This is a genomic window from Candidatus Protofrankia datiscae, from assembly GCF_000177615.2.
Lineage (GTDB): Bacteria > Actinomycetota > Actinomycetes > Frankiales > Frankiaceae > Protofrankia > Protofrankia coriariae.
Genome location: NC_015656.1, coordinates 1,815,918 through 1,834,714 on the forward strand (window position 1 = coordinate 1,815,918; position 18,797 = coordinate 1,834,714).

The window sequence follows — 18,797 nt, forward strand, 5'->3', positions numbered from 1 at the left end:
AGACGGTCTGCTCGTTCGAGCGTTTCGGGGGGCGTCGGATGTCGAAATTCCATGGTGTGGCTGTGCGAACGACGGAGGGAACGCCGTGTCGGATGAGGATGTGCCGACGGGTGCCAGGTCGCGCACGGCGGACATGATTGTTTATGCGTGCGGTGTGGCGGGACTGATCGCCGTGGTGGGGACGTTCCTGCCGTGGGCGGGCGCGACCCTCACCGACCGGGGTGCCGATCTGCTGCACAGCAACAGATCGGGACTGGAGCTGTCCTGGCACGGCAAGGTGGTGCTCGGACTGGGCATTCTCGGCGTCGTCATCAGCGTGCTGCTGTCCGAGATCCCCCGTGCCCGCCCGTTCGGGCTGGCGCTGCCCGTCGTGGGTGGCGCTATTGTCGTCCTCAGCGCTGTCAAGATCAATGCAGGGGACGTGATAGCCGCCAAGCTTCTGCGGCTGCGGATCGGCACGTTCCAGACGGACAATCCCGTGGCCACCGCCGAGGTGGGCCTGGGTCTGTGGCTCAGTCTCGTAGCCGGTGTCGCGCTCGTCCTCGGTGGGCTTTTTCTCGGCCGGTCCGCGTGGCGGGTGACCGGCACTTCCAGGCGGCCCTCCGGCGGCATATCCGGTGACGTGTCCGGTGGTATAGCCCGGTGACGCCAGGCGCCTGTTACGCCCGTTGCGCGTTGGTCCGGCGCGCCCGCCGGCCCGACTCCGGGAGCGGTGTTCCGCGGCCGCCATAGCGCCTTGACGGCATGACGTCCTTGGTAGATCGCAACCAGCACGGATCGATCCGGGCATGGCGCCAGCGGCACGCGGTTGACGCCCGGCCCCACCCGGGTCGGCGGACCGCTGGCCGTGAACGTGCCGACGACGGATGAATACCTGGCACCCATCCCTGTCCCGACGTGGACCGGTTCACCGGTCTGCATGCGACGTGTGATCTGCATGCGACGTATGTCGTGGCGCTGACCGCAACCCGCGGGTGGCACGAGTCCTTGGAAGAGAATTGGCCTACGACTACACCTCCTTCTCGAAGCTCGCGGGTCCGCTTACCCTTCCGCCTGCTGGCACAGAGTATCGCGTTGCCTACCGTAAGGTGATGGTAGGGCGGGAGCTCTGGATGGTGCTGCCGCTGTTGATAGCCACCGTCGGGTTGTCGTCGCTGTTCTTCGTCTGGCTGATCCAGCCGGGCCACTTCCCCAAGAGCAGGTACCTGCCGACGCCGGTGCGCATCGGCAACCTGGTCATGTTCTGGACGATCGTCGTCTCCGAGGGCATCCGGTTACTTAATTCGGTCACTCTTTGCTGGGCCGCCTACATCATGCGCAACCCGGTGCCGGTCCGGCCGCCGGCAGGCCTGCGGATCGCGTTCACGACCACCATCGTCCCGTCGAAGGAGCCGCTGGACGTCGTACGCGACACCCTGATCGCGGCCCGGCAGATCCGTTACGGCACACCCATCGACATCTGGCTGCTCGACGAGGGGAACGACCCGACGGTCCGCCAGATGTGCAAGGACCTCGGGGTCAACCATTTCAGCCGCAAAGGGGTCGAAAGGTGGAACCAGCCGAAAGGGAGGTTCCGGGCCAAGACGAAGCATGGCAACCACAACTCCTGGCTGGACGCCCACGGCGCCTCCTATGACGTCGTGCTGTCGGTCGACCCCGACCACATTCCGCTGCCGAACTTCGCCTCGCGCATGCTCGGCTACTTTCGCGACCCCGATGTCGCCTTTGTCGTGGGGCCGCAGGTCTACGGGAACTTCCACAGCTTCCTGACCCGGGGCGCGGAAGCGCAGAACTACATGTTCCACTCGGTCATCCAGCGGGCCGCGAACCGGTTCGACTGCGGGATGTTCGTCGGCACGAACCACGCCTATCGGGTGTCGGCATGGCGACAGATCGGCGGGTTCCAGGATTCGATCACCGAGGATCTGGCCACCTCTTTTGCTGTACACGGAGAGCATCAGCCTACCTCCGGACGGCACTGGAAGTCGGTGTACACGCCGGACGTTGTAGCGGTTGGCGAGGGGCCGGCTACCTGGACCGACTTCTTCAGTCAGCAGTTGCGGTGGGCTCGTGGTTCCAACGAGGTCATGGTCACCGAGTCGGTACGCCGGCTGCGGAAGCTGCCGTGGGGACACCGCCTGCACTACTCCACCCTGATGTTGCACTATCCGACCGTCGCCCTCACCTGGCTGATGGGAATGATGCTCACGGTCAGCTACATGGCCCTGGGGTCGACCGGGGTGACCGTGCAGATATCGTCCTGGATGGCGCTCTACATCGACGTGGCCGTGACCAGGCTCCTGCTCTACATCTGGCTGCGACGGTTCAACATCAGCCCGCATGAGGAGAAGGGCACCGCCGGCATCTCCGGAATCTTCGTCTCCATGCTGTGCACGCCGTTCTACTCGACCGCCTTCGTCGGCGCGCTGTTGCGGCGTCCGCTCGGTTTCGTGGTCACGCCCAAGGGGCAGAGCGCCAGCCCCGACCGGCTGCTGACCTTCCGTAAACACATCTTCTGGGCGACGATATCCGGGCTCTCCGTCGCCGCCGCGGTCGGTTTCGGCCATGTGTATCCGGCGAACATGGTCTGGGCGGCGTTGTCGCTGATCATCTGCCTGCTCCCCATCTTCATGTGGTGGGGGTCCCTGATCGCCGGCCGGCTGCGTTCCGTCGGCGAGCCCGGCCTGCTGCCGGCGGTGGCGTCCGAGCAGTCGGGCGTACCCCATCAGGCGACGGCATCCGAAGCCCCGGTGAGCGCCTCCGCGGCAACCAGAACAGCGGTGCCCGAGACCACGGTGGTCATCGCCACGGCGGAAAAAGCATCGTCCACGGCGCCAGGAAAATCAGCGCCGGAAAAAGTGGCGCCGGGAAGACCGAAAAAAACGACTCCGGAGAAGCCCGTGCCCGCGGTCGTCGCGCCGGCCGCCTCCTCCTCGGGGTATGTCGAGGAAGTCACGAAGGTGCTCAAGCGGCCGGCCACGCTGTCGGCGCCCGCGTCCGGCGGGCGGCGCGAGGAGGTCACCCAGACGACGGTCGTGCCGGCGCTGTCGGCCTCCGCGCCCGGCGGATACCGCGAAGAGGCCACCCAGACGATCATCCTGCCGGCGGTGCTGTCCTCGCTCCAGCCGATCGGCTACTCCGAGGAGACCACGCAGAAACTGATCCGACCCACGCACGGATCCGGATCGGGGAAGCCCGCGAAGCCGGGGAAGCCAACCCGCCGCACCCAGGACGGTGCCGGGCGCGGGGGGCGGTCCGTGGTCGCGGTGGCGGCCTCGGCCGAACAGTCGGCGGCGGGAGGTCCTGCCCGTGGGCGCCCGGAACCGGGCACCTACACGGAGGAGGCCACTATGAAACTCACGCCACGCCGTCGCCGTGTTTCCGGTGACGGACTGCTCGAGGAACTGACATGATGGTATCCACCCAGAAACGCCGGGTACGCCGACGGCGGCTGGTTCAGTTCAGTATTCTGCTTGTTCTGATTCTTGTTGGGAACGGCCCGTTCGCCGTGTCGTGGGCCAGTGAGCAGTACGCCGAATGGCAGTCCAACCAGCCGGACTACATGCGTACCCACGGGCGTTGGGACATCGTCGCCGACAACGGCACCCGGTCCATTCACGCGGCTCTGCTGCGTACCGGCAAGGTCCTGCTCATGGCCGGTTCCGGCAACGACCAGGCCAATTTCGACGCGGGGAAGTTCACCACCGCGCTGTGGGACCCGGTCGCGAACACCTTCACCGACGTCTACACACCATGGGACGTCTTCTGCGCGGGGCACGCCTTCCTCCCCAACGGCAACCTGCTGATCGCCGGGGGGACGAAGAAGTACGAGGTCCTGGCACAGGACTCGCCCGACGGCAAGAAGCACGAGTACCAGGGCCTGAAGGACTCCTACATCTTCAACCCGGACACCGAGCGGTACGAGAAGACCGCTGACCTGATCCACGCGCGCTGGTATCCGACCCTGGTGACCCTGGCTGACGGCACGGTGGTGTCGGTCTCCGGTCTCAACGAGAACGGCGACATCGACCAGGGCAACACCGAGTTGTTCAGGGCGGCCACCAGGACGTGGACGGACAGCCACTACCTGAAGAAGATCTTCCCTACCTACCCGTCCCTGCTGCTCGCCGCGGACGGCCGGTTGTTCTTCTCCGGCGCCAACGCCGGTTACGGCCCGGCGGAGGTCTCCGAGCGCCAGCCCGGCCTGTGGAACCTCGCGGACAACTCCTTCCAGCCGGTCAACGGGCTGCCCGAACCAGAGATCAACGAGACGGCCGGGACGATCATGCTGGCGCCGGCCCAGGACCAGAAGGTGATGTTCATCGCAGGCGGCGGCGTCGGCGACACCCAGGCCGCGAGCGCCCGGACCGCCATCGTCGACCTGTCCGCGCCCGAGCCCGCCTACGTCAGCGGCCCGAACCTGACGCTGGCCAAACGGTATCCCGGGGCCGTCGTCCTGCCCGACGACACGGTGCTGGTCTCCGGAGGCTCCGCCGGCTACCGGGCCAAGGACTCCCTGACCGCCGAGATCTACCATCCGGACACCAACAGCTTCACCCCGGCGGCCGATCCGCACGTCGGCCGTGACTACCACTCCGAGTACATACTGCTGCCGGACGGGCGGGTGGCGGTCTTCGGCTCCAACCCGTTGAGCGACGACAACTTCTTCGAGACCCGGGTCGAGGTGTACTCCCCGCCCTACCTCTACAAGGGCGAGCGCCCGGCGGTCTCCGAGGCGCCGACCGAGATCACCCGGGGCGCCGCCATCACCGTGAAGTCGTCCCAGCCAGCGTCGAAGGTGCGTCTGATCCGACCGGGTGCCTACACCCATGTCACCGACACCGAGCAACGCTCCGTGGCGCTGCCGATCACCCAACAGACAGGAGGCAGCGTCACACTGGACGTCCCCGAGAACCCCAACCTGCTTCCGTCAGACTGGTACATGCTTTTTGTGACCAACGACGAGGGTGTTCCCTCCGTTGCCACCTGGGTTCATGTTGGATGAGGAGGGCTTGTATTGATCTCCAGGTTGGTCCGCTGTGTCACGAGGGAGCGGGGGCCGGGAGCTGACCGGTCGCGGCGCGCTGCCCGGGTCAGGGTCACCGCGGTCGCCGGCGCCATCTCGGTGCTGTCCGCGTGCGGTGGCTCGGACGGGCCGGACCCGCCCCCGGCCACGACCTCCGCGCTGACCGCGGTCGGCCCGCAGTGCCCCGCCGGGGACCCCGCCGGCCACGGCGCGGTGGAGGGGCCAGGCCCGCGCGGCCCGATGCCCCGGGCACCGTTTCTCGTCGACCCCAACAGCCAGCCGGCTCAGGTGACGCGCCAGAACCCGGCGGCTGGGACGGCCGCCGCGACGATCGCGACCAGACCGTTGGCCTACCCGGTCGGGGACTGGCTGGGGGACAGCGTCCAGGCCCAGGTGGCGGCACGCGCGGCCGAGGCGGAACGCACCGGCAGCACCGCTGTCTTCATGGTCTACGCGATCCCGCACCGTGACGTCAGCGCGGGCTTCTCCGCCGGCGGTCTACCCGACGCGGGCTCCTACCGGGCCTTCACCAGGAAGGTCGCGGCGGGCATCGGCCACCGCAACGCCGTCATCGTCCTGGAGCCCGACTCGTTGGCGCAGCTGGACCACCTGGGGCACGCCGAGCAGGAGGAGCGCTACCAGCTGCTCAACGACGCCGTCGACGTCTACGGTGGGCTTTCCGGCACCAGCGTGTACCTGGACGGGGCCAACTGCGGCTGGACGGACGCACCGGTCATCGCCGACCGCCTGGAGCGGGCGGGCGTACAGCGGGCCCGCGGGTTTGCCGTCAACGTGTCGAACTACTACCACACCCAGGACGAGGTGGCCCGCGCCGACATGATCTCGGCGCTGACCGGCGGCAGCCATTTCGTGGTCGACACCTCACGCAACGGCCGCGGCCCGGCCAGTGGCGGCCTGAAGGACGCCTGGTGCAACCCGCCGGGGCGGGGGCTGGGCATCACGCCGACGGCCGACACCGGCAACCCACGCGCGGACGCCTTCCTCTGGATCAAGGTGCCAGGAGTCAGCGACGGGGAGTGCGGCCGGAACAACCCTTCAGCCGGCACCTGGTGGCCGGCCCAGGCCGACGAACTCGTCCGTAACGCCACGTCCTGAGCGGGACCTTTGCTGCCCTGGGGCAGCGGTCCGCCGTACCCCGGCTGTTCCCGGACCCGTCCGCGGCGGTACTCCCGGTGCCGGCGCGGACGGTCCGGGATGAGCCAGCTCATGGACGAAATCGGTGTGACCGTGCGCCGCGTGCCGTTTCGTGAGGCGCCGGGGAATCGGCCTGCCGCTGGCCGGGCGCATTGGTTCCGGCGTGCCGGCCGCCCGTTCTGGCGTGATTCAGCGGATTGTGTTCCCGGCCGGGAGCGCTCCCGGTGCCCGGCCGTCGCGAAACAGAACAACGCCTTCATGCCGGGCCTTCATGCCGGGCCCGCATACCGGTTCGCCCCGCTCGGGTGGGTGGCGGCCGGGCCGCGCCTCGGGCATACGCCCGCCGCCGGCGGGATTCTCCCGTCCGCCACGTCTGCAGAATCACAATGAAAAAACAACGTCGATTGTTTTTCCGGCAACCGGAGGTAGTCGTCGGTGGTCGTTGTCGTCATCCTGCCGGCATGCTGCTGGCATCGTGTCGACATGCTGCCGGCATGGTTCCGGCGTAAGCGTGACGGCGGGCGCTGGCCTGTGTCGGCTTTCCGCGCCGTCGGTGCGGCCGCTGCTAAACTGCCGGTACGGACAGGGGGTGAGCAAGAAAGCCAGCGCATCCAACCGCCCGTTCGGAGGTCGTGTGTCGACAGAGGTGCATGGAAGGCCCGGGCGCCGGACCGCCCGCCATGCGCATCGTCCGAAATCCCGCCGGCCGCGATGGATATGGTTGGTGCCGGTCGTCGCCGCCGCCGTATTCGCGGGTTTCGGTTGTGTACGGGTGGTGTTCCCCGAGACCTCTCCGGCCTCGTCCTCGGTGGACGTGGTGATCCCGCGCCCGGTCGGTACGGTGGCCGCCGGGCCGCTGACCGCTGTTGCCTCGCTTCTCGGCTCGTTGGCCCCGGCGCCGGCACAGACCCCTGCCGCGCCAGTGGCGCAACCCACACATCCCGCCGGGCACGCCGGGGCCCCCGCCGCGCGGCCGCTGCCGGCACAGCCGCCAGCGGCGCCGGCAACGGCCAGCGGCAATCCGTTCGCCGGGAGCAGGTTCTACGTCGATCCCGACAGCGAGGCCGTGGCCGCGGTCGCCCGGCTGCGTAACAGCGTGCCCGCGGACGCCGCCGCGCTGAGCCGGATAGCGAACACCTCGCACGCCGACTGGTTCGGCGGTGACACCGCGAACCCGGACGCCGTGCGGACCAGGGTCGCCGGGCGCGTGAACGAGATCCGGGCGGCCGGTGCGCTGCCGGTACTAGTCGCCTACGCGATCCCCAATCGTGACTGCGGCAGCTACTCCGCTGGCGGAGCCGGTAGCCCGGATTCCTACCGGGCGTGGATCGCCGCTTTCGCCGCCGGTATCGGCCGGGGCTCGGCCGCGGTCATCCTCGAACCCGACGCGATCGCCCAGACCGACTGCCTGTCCGCGGCCGACCGCCAGACCCGGTACTCGCTGCTGAGCAACGCGGTGGACGTGCTGGCCCGCGCTGGCGTGGCCGTCTATCTCGATGCCGGGAACGCCACCTGGCACAGCGCCGCCGACACCGCCGCGAGGCTGCGCGCCGCCGGCGTCGACCGGGCCCGCGGCTTCGCCCTGAACGTCTCGAACTTCGACGAGACGGCGGACGAGCGTGCCTATGCCGCCGCGGTGTCCGCGGCGCTGGGTGGCACCGCCCACGCTGTCATCGACACCAGCCGCAACGGGCTCGGCCCGGCCCCCGGCAACGTCTGGTGCAATCCGCCGGGCCGGGCGCTGGGCGCCGCGCCGACCGGTAACACAGGTGATCCGATCGTCGACGCGTATTTGTGGATCAAAGTCCCTGGGGAGTCGGACGGGACGTGCAACGGCGGGCCCGGCGCCGGCCAGTGGTGGCTCGACTACGCACTGAGCCTGGCCGCCCGCGCCGCCGGCTGACCAGCCGCCCGTCGGCCGGCGTGGGTGAACCGTGCTGCCCGGTGGGTGCGACGCTCGCGTCGCAGGTGGGTGCATTGTTGACGGGTGAACTCCCACCGGTTCCGATCCCGGACACGGCGATCCCGGACACGACGGCTCCGGGCACTGCGGTCCCGGACGCTCGCGGCCGCGTTCCTCGCCGGCATCCTGCTCGCCGTGCTGGTCACCGGCTGCGGTTCCTCGGGAACATCCGGCCAGCGGGGCAACGGGCTGGTGCACCTTGACGATCTCCCGGGTGCCGCGGGTGTGCGCGGGGTGGCCTTACAGCAGCCGCTGGGCAAGCCGGACATCCGGCTGACCGGCACAGACGGGCGTCCCTACGACTTCCGGGCGGCCACCGCCAGCCGGCTCACCCTGCTGTTCTTCGGGTACACCCACTGCCCGGACATCTGCCCGACCACCATGGCGGACATCGCCGCTGCGCTGAGCACGTTGCCGCCAGCGGACCGCGCCCAGGTGTCCGTGGTGTTCGTCACGTCCGACCCGCAGCGAGACACCCCGGCGGCCCTGGGCAGCTGGCTGGCCCAGTTCGACCCGTCGTTCGTCGGGCTGACCGGCCCGTTCGAGACGGTCGCCGGTTACGCCGAGCAGCTTGGCGTCACGCTTGAGCGGCCACAGCGGCAGCCCGACGGGTCGGTGACCGTTTCGCACGGCACGCAGGTGACGGCCTTCAGCCCGAACGGGACCGCCCGTGTCGCGTACCTCGCCGGCACCAAGGTCGCCGACTACGTCCACGACATCCCGCTGCTGATCGCCGGCCGTACCTGACCTCCCCACGCCGGCCGGCGGCCGTCCACGTGCTGGTCAGGCCGCGCTGGCGGCCATGCCGGGTTGGAGATCAGGCCGGGTTGGAGATCAGGCCGCGCTGGCGGCCAGGCCGGGGTGGAGGTCAGGTCGCGGTGTAGTAGGCGGCGAGGCTGGCGAAGTCCTCCTTGCCGTGCCCCGCGTCGGAGGCCTCCGTGGCCAGCGCCAGGGTGGTCGTGGCCATCGGCAGCGGTCGGCGGGCCGAGCCGGTGGCGATCCGCAGATCCTTGATCAGACCGTCGAGGGTGAACGTGGCGGGCTGGAAGTCGTTGTCGGCGAGCATCGACTGCTTGTAGTTCAGGATGAACCCCAGCGCGCCGCCGGCGAGTTCGGAGCGCAGCAGGTCACGGTCGACACCCAGGTCCGATCCGAGCCGCAGCGCCTCGCCGAGTGCTCCGGTGGCCAGCGCCAGGCCCAGGTTCACGACGGCCTTCAACGCCGTGGCGGCGCCGACACCGCCGACGTGCCGGGTGGTGCCGAACCGGGACAGCAGTTCCTCGGCGGCGGCCGCGTCCTGTTCGCTCGCGCCGACCAGCACGCGCAGGGTGGCGTCCCGAGCCGGTCCGATCGTCCCGACCACGGGTGCCTCCACGTAGCGCAGCCCGGCCGTGGCGGCCACCCGCCCGAGATCCCGTCCGGTCGCGGGCGCGATCGTCGTCGTATTGATCACGAGGGTGCGTGCGGGCGCGCCGGCGACCACGTCGCCGAGCACCTGACGGGCGGAGGCGTCGTCGAAGAGCATCAGCACGACCGCGTCGGCGCCGGCCACCGCGTCCCGTACGGAGGCGGCCTCGCGCGCGCCCGCGGCCACCAGCTCCCGGGCCCGGCCCGGTGTCCGGTTCCAGATCGTCAGTTGGTGGCCGGCCTCGATGACGTGGCGGGCCATCTCCCGTCCCATCCGTCCCATGCCGAGAAAAGCGACGTTCATGGTTCTGCCTCCCCCTACGTGTTGCCCCGCGGGCCTGTGGGCCGAAGCCGGTGCGACGACGTTTCTTCCGTGCTTCCTCCGCGTCGAGGTTCCCGGTGGATCCTCCGGATCCACCGGTCCTGGGAAGCCGCCGCCACCGGATCGCCGGGTTTTTCGGTTTTCGGGCCCTCCCCGCTCATGAGAGTGTGGACCTGGACGCGCGCGGTGGCACGCAAAGGCTGTGCGGTCGCGTCGGGCAGCCCATCGCTGGCACTATGGACGAGGGGCTGAATCACACAAGAGGTGTATATGCCGCTACAGCAGCACGCTTTCGCCGATGTGGCGGATGTTCATGACCGGCTGCGAGCGGCCGGCTACCTGGCGGATCATGCCATAGCGACGACGGTTTTCCTTGCGGACCGGCTCCGCAAGCCGCTGCTTGTCGAAGGGCCGGCCGGCGTGGGCAAGACCGAGCTCGCCAAGGCCCTCGCGTCCGCGACCGGCGCCGAACTGATCCGTCTGCAGTGCTATGAGGGGCTGGACGAGGCCCGGGCGCTGTACGAGTGGAACTACAAAAAGCAGCTTCTGCGTATCCAGGCCGGTCGCGACGAGGCGTGGGACGAAACCCATGACGACATCTTCAGTGACGAGTTCCTGCTGTCCCGGCCGTTGCTGACCGCGATCCGGCGCACCGACCCGACCGTGCTGCTCATCGACGAGACCGACAAGGCCGACGTCGAGGTCGAGGGCCTGCTGCTGGAGGTGCTCTCCGACTTTCAGGTGACCATCCCCGAGCTGGGTACGATCGTCGCCCGCCAGCGTCCGTTCGTGGTGCTGACCAGCAACGCGACCCGGGAGCTGTCCGAGGCGCTCAAGCGTCGCTGCCTGTACCTGCACCTGGGCTACCCGTCCCCGGCGCGGGAGAAGGAGATCGTCCTCGCCTGTGTGCCGGAGCTGCCCGAGCAACTGGCCGAGGCGATCGTCGGCACCATCCGGGCGCTGCGCGCGATGGAGCTGAAGAAGGTTCCGTCGATCGCCGAGACGATCGACTGGGCGCGGACGGTCCTGGCGCTGGGGATCGACACCTTCGACGAGGAGGCCGTGGCGTCCACCCTGGGTGTCGTTCTCAAACACGTAAGTGATCAGACGCGAGCCATTGGCCAGCTCAAACTCAGCTCGAACTGATCATGTCTGATCTGGATTGAAATAACACAGAGTGTTATTTCATAGCACGGCGTGACGCGATGGGATGTCCGGGATGAGTCTGCTGGACCGTACGGTGGTGTTCACCGCCGCGCTGCGACAGGCGGGGATGGCGGTGAGCAGTGCCGAGACCGTGGACGCTGTCCGCGCGCTCACGGCCGTCGGGCCACTCGACAGGGAGGCGCTGCGCGCCGGGTTCGCGGCGACGATGTGCAAACGTCCGACCAACCGGGTGACCTTCGACACGCTGTTCGATCTCTACTTCCCGCCGGTGATCGGCGACGGGCTGTCCGTCGATGCTTTCCCGGCTGGCGAGGACGGCGTGCCGGGGACGGCAACCGATCCGCCCCAACCGGGCGGTGCCGCCGACAACAATCATGATCTTGAGCTGTTGCGCCAGGCCCTGCGCGGGGAACTGCTGGACGTCCTGCTGCGCGGGGACGACGAGGAACTGCGTCGCCTCGCCCGCGAGGCCGTGACCAGGTTCGGGTCGGCGCCGGGTGCGCCCGGCCGGCGCTCCTGGTTCGCCTACCGGGCCCTGCGGGCGTTGTCCCCGGACACTCTCGTCGCGAACCTGCTGAGCGCGATGCTCGGCGAGCAGGAGGCCGGCGGCCTCGCGGAACGGGTCGCCCGGCAGACAATCATGGAACGCATCCGCACCTTCGAGGAGATGGTCGCCACCGAGGTGCGCCGCCGGCTCGCCGAGGAACGCGGGGCCGACGCGGTCGCACGGACCGCGGTCAAGCCCCTGGCCGAGCAGGTCGACTTTCTGCGCGCCTCCCAGCGGGACCTGGCGGAGCTGCGCCGCCTGGTCCACCCGCTCGCCCGCAGGCTCGCGACCAGGCTGACCGCGCGTCGCCGCCTCGGACGCTCCGGCCGGCTCGACTTCCGCCGCACGGTGCGCTCCTCGCTGGCCACCGGCGGGGTGCCGATGGAGACCCACCACCGGCCGCACAAGCCGCACAAGCCCGAGCTCGTCGTGCTGTGCGACGTCTCCGGGTCGGTGGCGTCCTTCGCGTACTTCACGCTGTTGCTGACGCATGCGCTGCGGGAGCAGTTCGCCCGGGTCCGGGCGTTCGCGTTCATCGACACCACCGACGAGATCACCCGTTTCCTGCGGGGCGCCGACCTCGGCGACATGATGGCGCGGATAGCCAACGGAGCCGATCTGGTGTGGTTCGACGGGCACAGCGACTACGGGCACGCCTTCGAGGTGTTCGCCGACCGGTATCCGGACGCGGTCGGCCCGAAGACCTCCCTGCTCGTGCTCGGGGACGCCCGCAACAACTACCGCGCGACCGCCGCGCCGGTGTTCGGGAAGCTGTGCGCGCAGGCCCGGCACGCCTACTGGCTCAACCCCGAACCGCGTACCTACTGGGGTTCGGGCGACTCGGCCACCCGCGCCTACGCCGACCTGGTCGACGAGATGGTCGAGTGCCGCAACGTCGAGCAGCTCCAGTCCTTCATCGAACGCCTCCTGCCCTCCTGAGCCGATCGTCTCCGCCCTGGCGGACGTTTCACGACGTGACCGGAAAACCGGGGTGAACCGAAACGGCCGAGCGGGCGTCCAACCTTCCAGGAGCTGGCAGCGCGAGAGCTGACACCTGACGGAAGGGTGGCCACCGGGATGGTCAGAACAGGTCCGAACGTCCGGGATCCCGACAGCGCCCCGGCGGCGCCCGCGACGGTGGCGCCACCGCCAGGAGGGACATCGACGGCGGTGGCGGAGCCACCGGCCTCGGCGTCGGCGGCTGCTGCGGACCGGCGTGATGGTGCCGCGACGGCCACGAGAGGCACGGCAGCCAGAGAAACCACAGCGGCTGGCGGAGGCGCTGGCGGAGGCGCGGCAGTCACGGGAGCGCTGGCAGGCGCGAGGGTCGCGGTCACACGCGGCCCTTTCAGGTGGCGTCTGATCGGCGTGGCGGTTGTTGTCGGGGTTGTTGCCGTTGTCGGCGCTGTTGTCGCGATCGGCAGTTGGTCGGATACGTCCGGATCATCGTCGAATGTCCCGCTGCCGGCCATTGACATGCCGGCGTCACAGCCGGGGTCGTCCGCCGTGGGCGGTGACGGGCAGGCTCCGGGCGATTCGCGGATGGTGGCTCCGGGGGAGCCGGCGGCGCCGTCCGCTCCCCTGGCCGGCGACGTACGCGCGGCCGAGTCCGGCGCCGGCTCCGGCATCGCCACTGGCTCCGTGCCGACGGCGCGGGCGGCCGATCCGGCCCGGCCGGCCGGAGCCGAGCCACGGATCGTCCGGACCGGCTCGATGTCACTACAGGTGAGGCCAGGCGGCGTCGACGCGGCGGTCGCCGCCGCCTCGACGGCGGCGCAGGGGCTGGGCGGCTATCTCGCCTCGCTGGACAGCAGCGGGACCTCGGCCACCTCTGACGACGACCAGCAGCGCGCGACCGTCTCCCTGCGGGTGCCGACCAGGTCGTTCGACGACCTGCGCGGCCAGGTGGGGAAGACCGGCGAGGTCCGGGCGTCAACCGTCTCCTCACAGGATGTCACCGGTGAATATGTGGATCTTGAGGCTCGGCTGAAGGCGCTGAGCAACTCGCGCGACACCTACCTGGCCCTGCTGGGCAAGGCTGGCTCGATCGGGGAGATCCTCTCCGTCCAGCAGCGGATCGACGACGTGCAGGGGCGGATCGAACAGCTCGAGGGGCAGCGCCAGGTGCTGGCCGACGCCAGCGACCTGGCAACCCTCACGGTACGGATCAGCGAGCAGGGAACGCCCACGACCAGGCCGGACCCGAATGACGACGAGGGGCTGGCCGGGGCGCTGCGACTGTCCTGGGACCGTTTCACCGGTGGGGTAGCCGTGATCGTCGGTCTGATCGGGCCGATCGTCCTGATCGCGCTGCTGGCCGGGGCCGGTTTCGGCGGCTACCGCCTCCTGCGGAGGATCCGCAACCGCACCCGGACGCCCACCGCCCCGGGCGCGCCGACACCGTAGGCCACGACACCGAAGGCCAACTGTCGCAGGACAACCGACGTCACACCGAGGACGTCACACCAGGAGACAGAAAGAAGCCGGAACCTGTGGCTCCGCAGCGTCGCCAAGCGGCGCCAACAAACAGGGGCCGGGAATACAGGGGCAACTGGCGGCGTGGCGCCGCCGCGTGGCACGGCGCGACAACACGGGGGACGCCAGGGGCGGGTCCCGGGGCGGGAGAGACGCCCCGGGACCCGCCCCTGGCGTGGCGACACGGGGGGCGCCACGCCGGGGGCCTCGGCGACGCCGCGATGCCGCGGGGGGAGAACCTCAGCGACGCAGCGCGGCGTCCACGACCGCCTGGGCCTCGGCGAGGACCGTCTGAAGATGCTCGGGGCCGCGGAAACTCTCCGCGTAGATCTTGTAGACGTCCTCGGTGCCGGACGGCCGGGCTGCGAACCAGGCGTTCTCGGTGACGACCTTCACCCCGCCGATCGCCGCCCCGTTGCCCGGAGCGTGCGAGAGCGCGGCCCGCACCGGCTCGCCGGCGAGCGTGCTGGCGTCGAGGTCCGCCGGGGTGAGGGAGGTCAGGATCTTCTTCTGCGCGGGGGAAGCCGCCGCGTCGACCCGGCGATAGGCGGGCGCGCCGAACTGGCCGGTCAGCTCCTCGTACAGCCGCCCCGGGTCCCGCCCGGTGACGGCGGTGATCTCCGCGGCGAGCAGGCAGGGGATCAGGCCGTCCTTGTCGGTGGTCCAGACCCGGCCGTCGCGGCGCAGGAACGACGCCCCGGCGCTCTCCTCCCCACCGAAGCCGAGCGAGCCGTCGACCAGCCCGTCCACGAACCACTTGAAGCCGACCGGGACCTCGACGAGGCCGCGCCCGAGCCCGGCCGCCACCCGGTCGATCATGCTGGAGCTGACCAGGGTCTTGCCGACCGCAGCCGCGCCCGGCCAGTCGGCGCGGTGCGCGAACAGGTAGGAGATGGCTGCCGACAGGTAGTGGTTGGGGTTGAGCAGGCCGGCCGCCGGGGTCACGACGCCGTGCCGGTCGGCGTCGGCGTCGTTGGCCAGCGCCACGTCGAAGGAGTCCTTCAGCCGCAGCAGGGAGGCCATCGCGTACGGTGACGACGGATCCATCCGGATCCTGCCGTCCCAGTCGACGGTCATGAAGCCGAACCGCGGGTCGATGGTGGCGTTGACCACGTTCAGGTCGAGTTTGTAACGCTCGGCGATGGCCTGCCAGTAGACCAGGCTCGCCCCGCCCAGCGGGTCGACACCGATGCGCACCCCCGCGCCGCGGATGGCGTCGAGGTCGATCACGGACGGCAGGTCGTCGACGTAGGCCGACACGTAGTCGTGCACGGTGGCCGCGGCCCGGGCCCGCTCGAGGGAGACCTGTTGGACGCCGCGCAGCCCGTCGGCGAGCAGGGCGTTCGCGCGGTCCTGGATCCAGGAGGTGATGGTCGTGTCGGCCGGCCCACCGTTCGGCGGGTTGTACTTGAACCCGCCGTCCGCCGGGGGATTGTGCGACGGCGTGACGACGATCCCGTCCGCGATCCCGCCCGGGCGGGCGGTGGTCTGGCCGACGGCGCCGCGGCCGGTGTTGTGCGTGAGGATCGCGTGGGAGATCACCGGGGTGGGGGTGGCCTCGTCGCCGGGGGCGACGCGCACGTCCACCCCGTGCGCGGCCAGCACCGTCAGTGCGCTGTCGCGGGCTGGCGCGGACAGGGCGTGCGTGTCGATGCCGAGGAACAGCGGCCCGTCCACCCCGTGCGCGGCCCGGTGCTCGCAGATCGCCTGCGTGACCGCGACGATGTGGTCGGCGTTGAAGGAGCGTCGCAGTGACGATCCGCGGTGCCCGGACGTCCCGAACGCGACCCGCTGGGAGGCCTCGGCGGGGTCGGGATGCTCGTCGTGGTAGGCGGCCAGCAGCGCGTCCACGTCGATGAGGGTGTCGGGTGGCGCGGGCCGGCCCGCGAGCGGACTGGGCGGCATCAGGCGGGCCCCCTCGGGCAGCAGAAGTGGCAGGCGCGGGCGCCGGTCACGGCCAGCCCGGAATGGTTGCGGCACTTCCAGCCTAGCGGGCCGACGGCGGCATGGTTACGGCCGCTTCCCCGGCGGTTGTCGAACTTCCCGCGGTCCCGCTTTTCCCGCCGATCCCCGGTTTTCCCACGCGCCTCCCACGCGTGTCGTCCCCGTGCGTGGTTTCCTCGCTTTCCTCGCTCGTCAGGTCCAGTGCGTGACAGCGGGTGTGCCGGGCGCCGCCAGATGTGATACATCCGGTGAGATGTCGAAACCGCGCCGTGCTCCGGTTACTGTCCGTTCGTGAGGCTCGGCGTGATGGGCGGGACCTTCGACCCGGTGCACAACGGCCACCTGGTGGCCGCCAGCGAGGTCGCCGCCCTGTTCGACCTGGACGAGGTGGTCTTCGTCCCCAGCGGGCAGCCGTGGCAGAAGGCCGACCGGGAGGTGTCACCGGCCGAGGCCAGATACCTCATGACCTTTCTCGCGACGGCGGGTAATCCTCGCTTCACGGTGAGTCGGATCGACGTCGACCGCAGCGGCCCGACCTACACCATCGACACGCTGCGGGACCTGCGCCGCCAGCGCAGCGACGCCATGCTGTTCTTCATCACCGGCGCGGACGCGCTGGCGCAGATCCTCAGCTGGCGGGACGTCCAAGAGCTGTTCGGGCTGGCCCACTTCGTGGGCGTCACCCGGCCCGGCTACCAGCTCGAGCTCGACGCGAGCCTGCCGGTGGACGCCGTCAGCCTGCTGGAGGTGCCAGCGCTGGCGATCTCGTCGTCCGACATCAGGGCCCGGGTCAGCCGCGGGGCGCCGATCTGGTATCTCACCCCGGACGGGGTGGTGCGTTTCATCGCCAAGAGCGGCCTGTACCAGCCCCGCGGCCAGGCCGCCCCGACCGGCCTGGTTGTTCCGACCGGCCCGGCCGGCTCGCCGGGTCTGGTGTATCCGGCGGGTCCGCGAGCCGGTGCCGCCGGTACCGGAAGTGGCGGTGACGCCGGCGGCAGCGGTGCCGGCGGTGCGGCGCCCGCGGGAACCGGGCCGATCAGGCCGGCGGGCCCGCTGAGCCGACGCAGGGCAGATCCAGGCTCGTGAAAGTGTTGCGTGTGTCAGGCTGGACAGGCAGTACACAAGCTGGTTTGGCACACGCCCACAGTCGGTCGACGAAGGACGTGCCAGCCGTACCAGCGCGGGTGATGGTCGCGACCGATGATCCACCAGGGTCTGACGATCCACCGGAGCCCGACGACCCACCGAACCCGGAGAGGTGTATTCGTGACCGCATCCCCGCGAGCCGTCGAGCTCGCCCTCGAAGCGGCGCAGGCCGCGGCGGACAAGCTCGCCCGTGACATCGTCGTGCTCGACGTCAGCGAACGGCTGGCCATCACGGACTGCTTCGTCGTCGCGTCCGCGGACAACGAACGGCAGGTCAAGGCAGTCGTTGACGGGATCGAGGAGCGTCTGCGCGGCTTTGGCGCCAAGCCGGTCCGCCGGGAGGGTGAACGCGAGGGGCGCTGGGTGCTGCTCGACTTCGCTGACATCGTGGTACACGTGCAGCACGGCGAGGAGCGGACGTACTACGACCTGGAGCGGCTGTGGAAGGACTGCCCACGGATCACCTTCACCGACCGTGACATCGCCCGTCGGGTGGAAGCGGAAGCGGTGGCCCCCGGCGCGGGCCGCCGGTGAGGATCCTGCTGTGGCGCCACGGCCGCACCGCATGGAACGAGCTGGGCAGGTTCCAGGGGCATGCTGACCCGCCGCTGGACGCCACCGGTCGGGCCCAGGCCCGGCTGGTGGCACCGGCGATCCGCGCGCTCGCGCCGGACGTCGTGGTCTCCTCGGATCTGCTGCGCTGCCGGACGACCGCAGCCGAACTGGGCCTGACCGTCCAGGCGGACCCCCGGCTGCGCGAGATCTCACTGGGGGAGTGGTCGGGCCTGACCGCGCGGCAGGCCGCGGAGCGCTTCCCCGCGGAGGCGGCGGCCTGGCACCGCGGCGAGGACGTCCGCCGCGGCGGCGGTGAAACCTACGAGGAGGTCGGCGCCCGGGCGATCGGCGTCGTGGAGGATCTCGTCGCCAGCGGGCTGCCCGGCGACGACGGACTGGCCGTGCTGGTGCTCCACGGCGGCACCGCCCGGGCCCTCATCGGCCGGCTGCTCGACGTACCGCCGTCGACGTGGTGGCACTTCGGCCCGTTGGGGAACTGCCGCTGGTCGCTGCTGCGCCGCTCCAACGGGCGGTTCCGGCTGCTCGAGCACAACAGTGGCCCGCTCGCCGCCACCCGCGCCGTTCCTCGGACGGACGCCCCGCGGGCGGCGTCGGCAGGGCCACTCGCGCGGGCCGCCCCGCCCACGCTTGGCGCCTCGGCCGCCCCCGACATCGAACCGGTACACTCGCCGAGTACCTTCTGAACGGGAACTCGGCAGAGCCTGTAAGGTGTGCGAAGCAGGCAAGCGGTACGGGGGAACGACAGGGAGACAGGCAGCAGGGCAGGGCGGCAGTAACACATCTGGGGCTGTGGCGCAGTCTGGTAGCGCATCACACTGGCAGTGTGAGGGTCAGGGGTTCGAATCCCCTCAGCTCCACGGGCTAACTTTCCGTGCTCGCTGACCTACGGTCAGCTTCGCCGGTGGCCGCGATGTCTACCCGGGAGGCGACCCCCGGACCCCCGGTGCCGGGCTTCGCCCGGCCGGGGGGGTCGAGTAATCGAGTAATAAGGTAGAGAGAACGACGAAGCCTATGTGTTTGGCTGCTTCCCGAGGATGCGGTCACTGCCGTGTCTGTCCCCTTGGGGACC

13 protein-coding genes, 1 tRNA gene and 1 pseudogene are annotated in these 18,797 nt (G+C 70.2%); 13 read left to right on the forward strand and 2 right to left on the reverse strand.

Annotated elements, in window-relative coordinates; genetic code table 11:
• Positions 1–85: 85 nt before the first annotated feature.
• The 6 genes from FSYMDG_RS07530 to FSYMDG_RS07555 all read left to right on the forward strand — a co-directional run bounded on the left by FSYMDG_RS07530 (position 86) and on the right by FSYMDG_RS07555 (position 8,891).
• Complete coding sequence (locus FSYMDG_RS07530) at positions 86–646, forward strand: hypothetical protein (protein WP_013872965.1); 561 nt, start codon at positions 86–88, stop codon at positions 644–646.
• A gap of 466 nt (positions 647–1,112) precedes the next feature.
• Complete coding sequence (locus FSYMDG_RS07535; RefSeq protein ID WP_237703024.1) at positions 1,113–3,413, forward strand: glycosyltransferase family 2 protein; 2,301 nt, start codon at positions 1,113–1,115, stop codon at positions 3,411–3,413.
• Positions 3,410–5,005 (forward strand): kelch motif-containing protein, encoded by a 1,596-nt coding sequence (locus FSYMDG_RS07540; RefSeq protein ID WP_013872967.1) that lies wholly within the window; start codon positions 3,410–3,412, stop codon positions 5,003–5,005. Before FSYMDG_RS07535 ends, FSYMDG_RS07540 begins: the two co-directional genes overlap by 4 nt.
• A gap of 12 nt (positions 5,006–5,017) precedes the next feature.
• A complete protein-coding gene (locus FSYMDG_RS07545; protein ID WP_013872968.1) occupies positions 5,018–6,142 on the forward strand; it encodes a glycoside hydrolase family 6 protein in 1,125 nt (374 codons plus the stop codon).
• A 763-nt stretch (positions 6,143–6,905) separates the two neighbouring features.
• Positions 6,906–8,084 carry a glycoside hydrolase family 6 protein gene (locus FSYMDG_RS07550; protein WP_237703025.1) on the forward strand — a complete coding sequence of 393 codons (1,179 nt, stop codon included), beginning with the start codon at positions 6,906–6,908 and terminating at the stop codon, positions 8,082–8,084.
• A gap of 84 nt (positions 8,085–8,168) precedes the next feature.
• A complete protein-coding gene (locus tag FSYMDG_RS07555; protein WP_013872971.1) occupies positions 8,169–8,891 on the forward strand; it encodes an SCO family protein in 723 nt (240 codons plus the stop codon).
• Between the two features lie 121 nt (positions 8,892–9,012).
• Here the strand turns inward: FSYMDG_RS07555 and FSYMDG_RS07560 are convergent, their stop codons facing one another.
• Positions 9,013–9,855 carry an NAD(P)-dependent oxidoreductase gene (locus FSYMDG_RS07560; protein WP_013872972.1) on the reverse strand — a complete coding sequence of 281 codons (843 nt, stop codon included), beginning with the start codon at positions 9,853–9,855 and terminating at the stop codon, positions 9,013–9,015.
• 288 nt (positions 9,856–10,143) lie between these two features.
• On the opposite strand from FSYMDG_RS07560, the gene FSYMDG_RS07565 reads away from it, so the two are divergent.
• The 3 genes from FSYMDG_RS07565 to FSYMDG_RS25950 all read left to right on the forward strand — a co-directional run bounded on the left by FSYMDG_RS07565 (position 10,144) and on the right by FSYMDG_RS25950 (position 13,993).
• Positions 10,144–11,019 (forward strand): AAA family ATPase, encoded by an 876-nt coding sequence (locus tag FSYMDG_RS07565; protein ID WP_013872973.1) that lies wholly within the window; start codon positions 10,144–10,146, stop codon positions 11,017–11,019.
• A gap of 73 nt (positions 11,020–11,092) precedes the next feature.
• Complete coding sequence (locus FSYMDG_RS07570; RefSeq protein WP_013872974.1) at positions 11,093–12,526, forward strand: vWA domain-containing protein; 1,434 nt, start codon at positions 11,093–11,095, stop codon at positions 12,524–12,526.
• Positions 12,527–13,129: 603 nt separating this feature from the next.
• Entirely contained in the window at positions 13,130–13,993 is an 864-nt protein-coding gene (locus tag FSYMDG_RS25950) for a DUF4349 domain-containing protein (protein WP_157490988.1), read from the forward strand.
• A gap of 309 nt (positions 13,994–14,302) precedes the next feature.
• Here FSYMDG_RS25950 and pgm read toward each other — a convergent pair whose 3' ends face one another.
• The gene (gene pgm, locus FSYMDG_RS07580; RefSeq protein WP_013872976.1) at positions 14,303–15,967 is read right to left on the reverse strand and encodes a phosphoglucomutase (alpha-D-glucose-1,6-bisphosphate-dependent); all 1,665 of its coding nucleotides are present in this window, start codon (positions 15,965–15,967) and stop codon (positions 14,303–14,305) included.
• A gap of 345 nt (positions 15,968–16,312) precedes the next feature.
• Between pgm and nadD the strand changes: the two are divergent.
• From nadD to FSYMDG_RS07600, 4 genes and pseudogenes are all read left to right on the forward strand, one after another.
• Positions 16,313–16,879, forward strand: a pseudogene (gene nadD, locus FSYMDG_RS07585) (nicotinate-nucleotide adenylyltransferase); the annotation flags it as partial.
• Positions 16,880–17,272: 393 nt separating this feature from the next.
• Positions 17,273–17,686 (forward strand): ribosome silencing factor, encoded by a 414-nt coding sequence (gene rsfS, locus FSYMDG_RS07590; protein WP_013872978.1) that lies wholly within the window; start codon positions 17,273–17,275, stop codon positions 17,684–17,686.
• Positions 17,683–18,411, forward strand: coding sequence for a histidine phosphatase family protein (locus FSYMDG_RS07595; protein ID WP_013872979.1), 729 nt, complete (start codon positions 17,683–17,685; stop codon positions 18,409–18,411). The genes rsfS and FSYMDG_RS07595 overlap by 4 nt, the downstream gene beginning before the upstream one ends.
• Positions 18,412–18,511: 100 nt before the next feature.
• Positions 18,512–18,585, forward strand: a tRNA-Ala gene (locus FSYMDG_RS07600).
• The last annotated feature ends 212 nt before the right edge of the window (positions 18,586–18,797 follow it).

Coding starts and splice junctions, on each gene's coding strand:
- FSYMDG_RS07570 (WP_013872974.1), top strand. CDS start 11,093: ATGAGTCTGCTGGACCGTACGGTGGTGTTCACCGCCGCGCTGCGACAG.
- FSYMDG_RS07565 (WP_013872973.1), top strand. CDS start 10,144: ATGCCGCTACAGCAGCACGCTTTCGCCGATGTGGCGGATGTTCATGAC.
- FSYMDG_RS07540 (WP_013872967.1), top strand. CDS start 3,410: ATGATGGTATCCACCCAGAAACGCCGGGTACGCCGACGGCGGCTGGTT.
- FSYMDG_RS07560 (WP_013872972.1), bottom strand. CDS start 9,855: ATGAACGTCGCTTTTCTCGGCATGGGACGGATGGGACGGGAGATGGCC.
- FSYMDG_RS07535 (WP_237703024.1), top strand. CDS start 1,113: ATGGTGCTGCCGCTGTTGATAGCCACCGTCGGGTTGTCGTCGCTGTTC.
- FSYMDG_RS25950 (WP_157490988.1), top strand. CDS start 13,130: ATGGTGGCTCCGGGGGAGCCGGCGGCGCCGTCCGCTCCCCTGGCCGGC.
- pgm (WP_013872976.1), bottom strand. CDS start 15,967: ATGCCGCCCAGTCCGCTCGCGGGCCGGCCCGCGCCACCCGACACCCTC.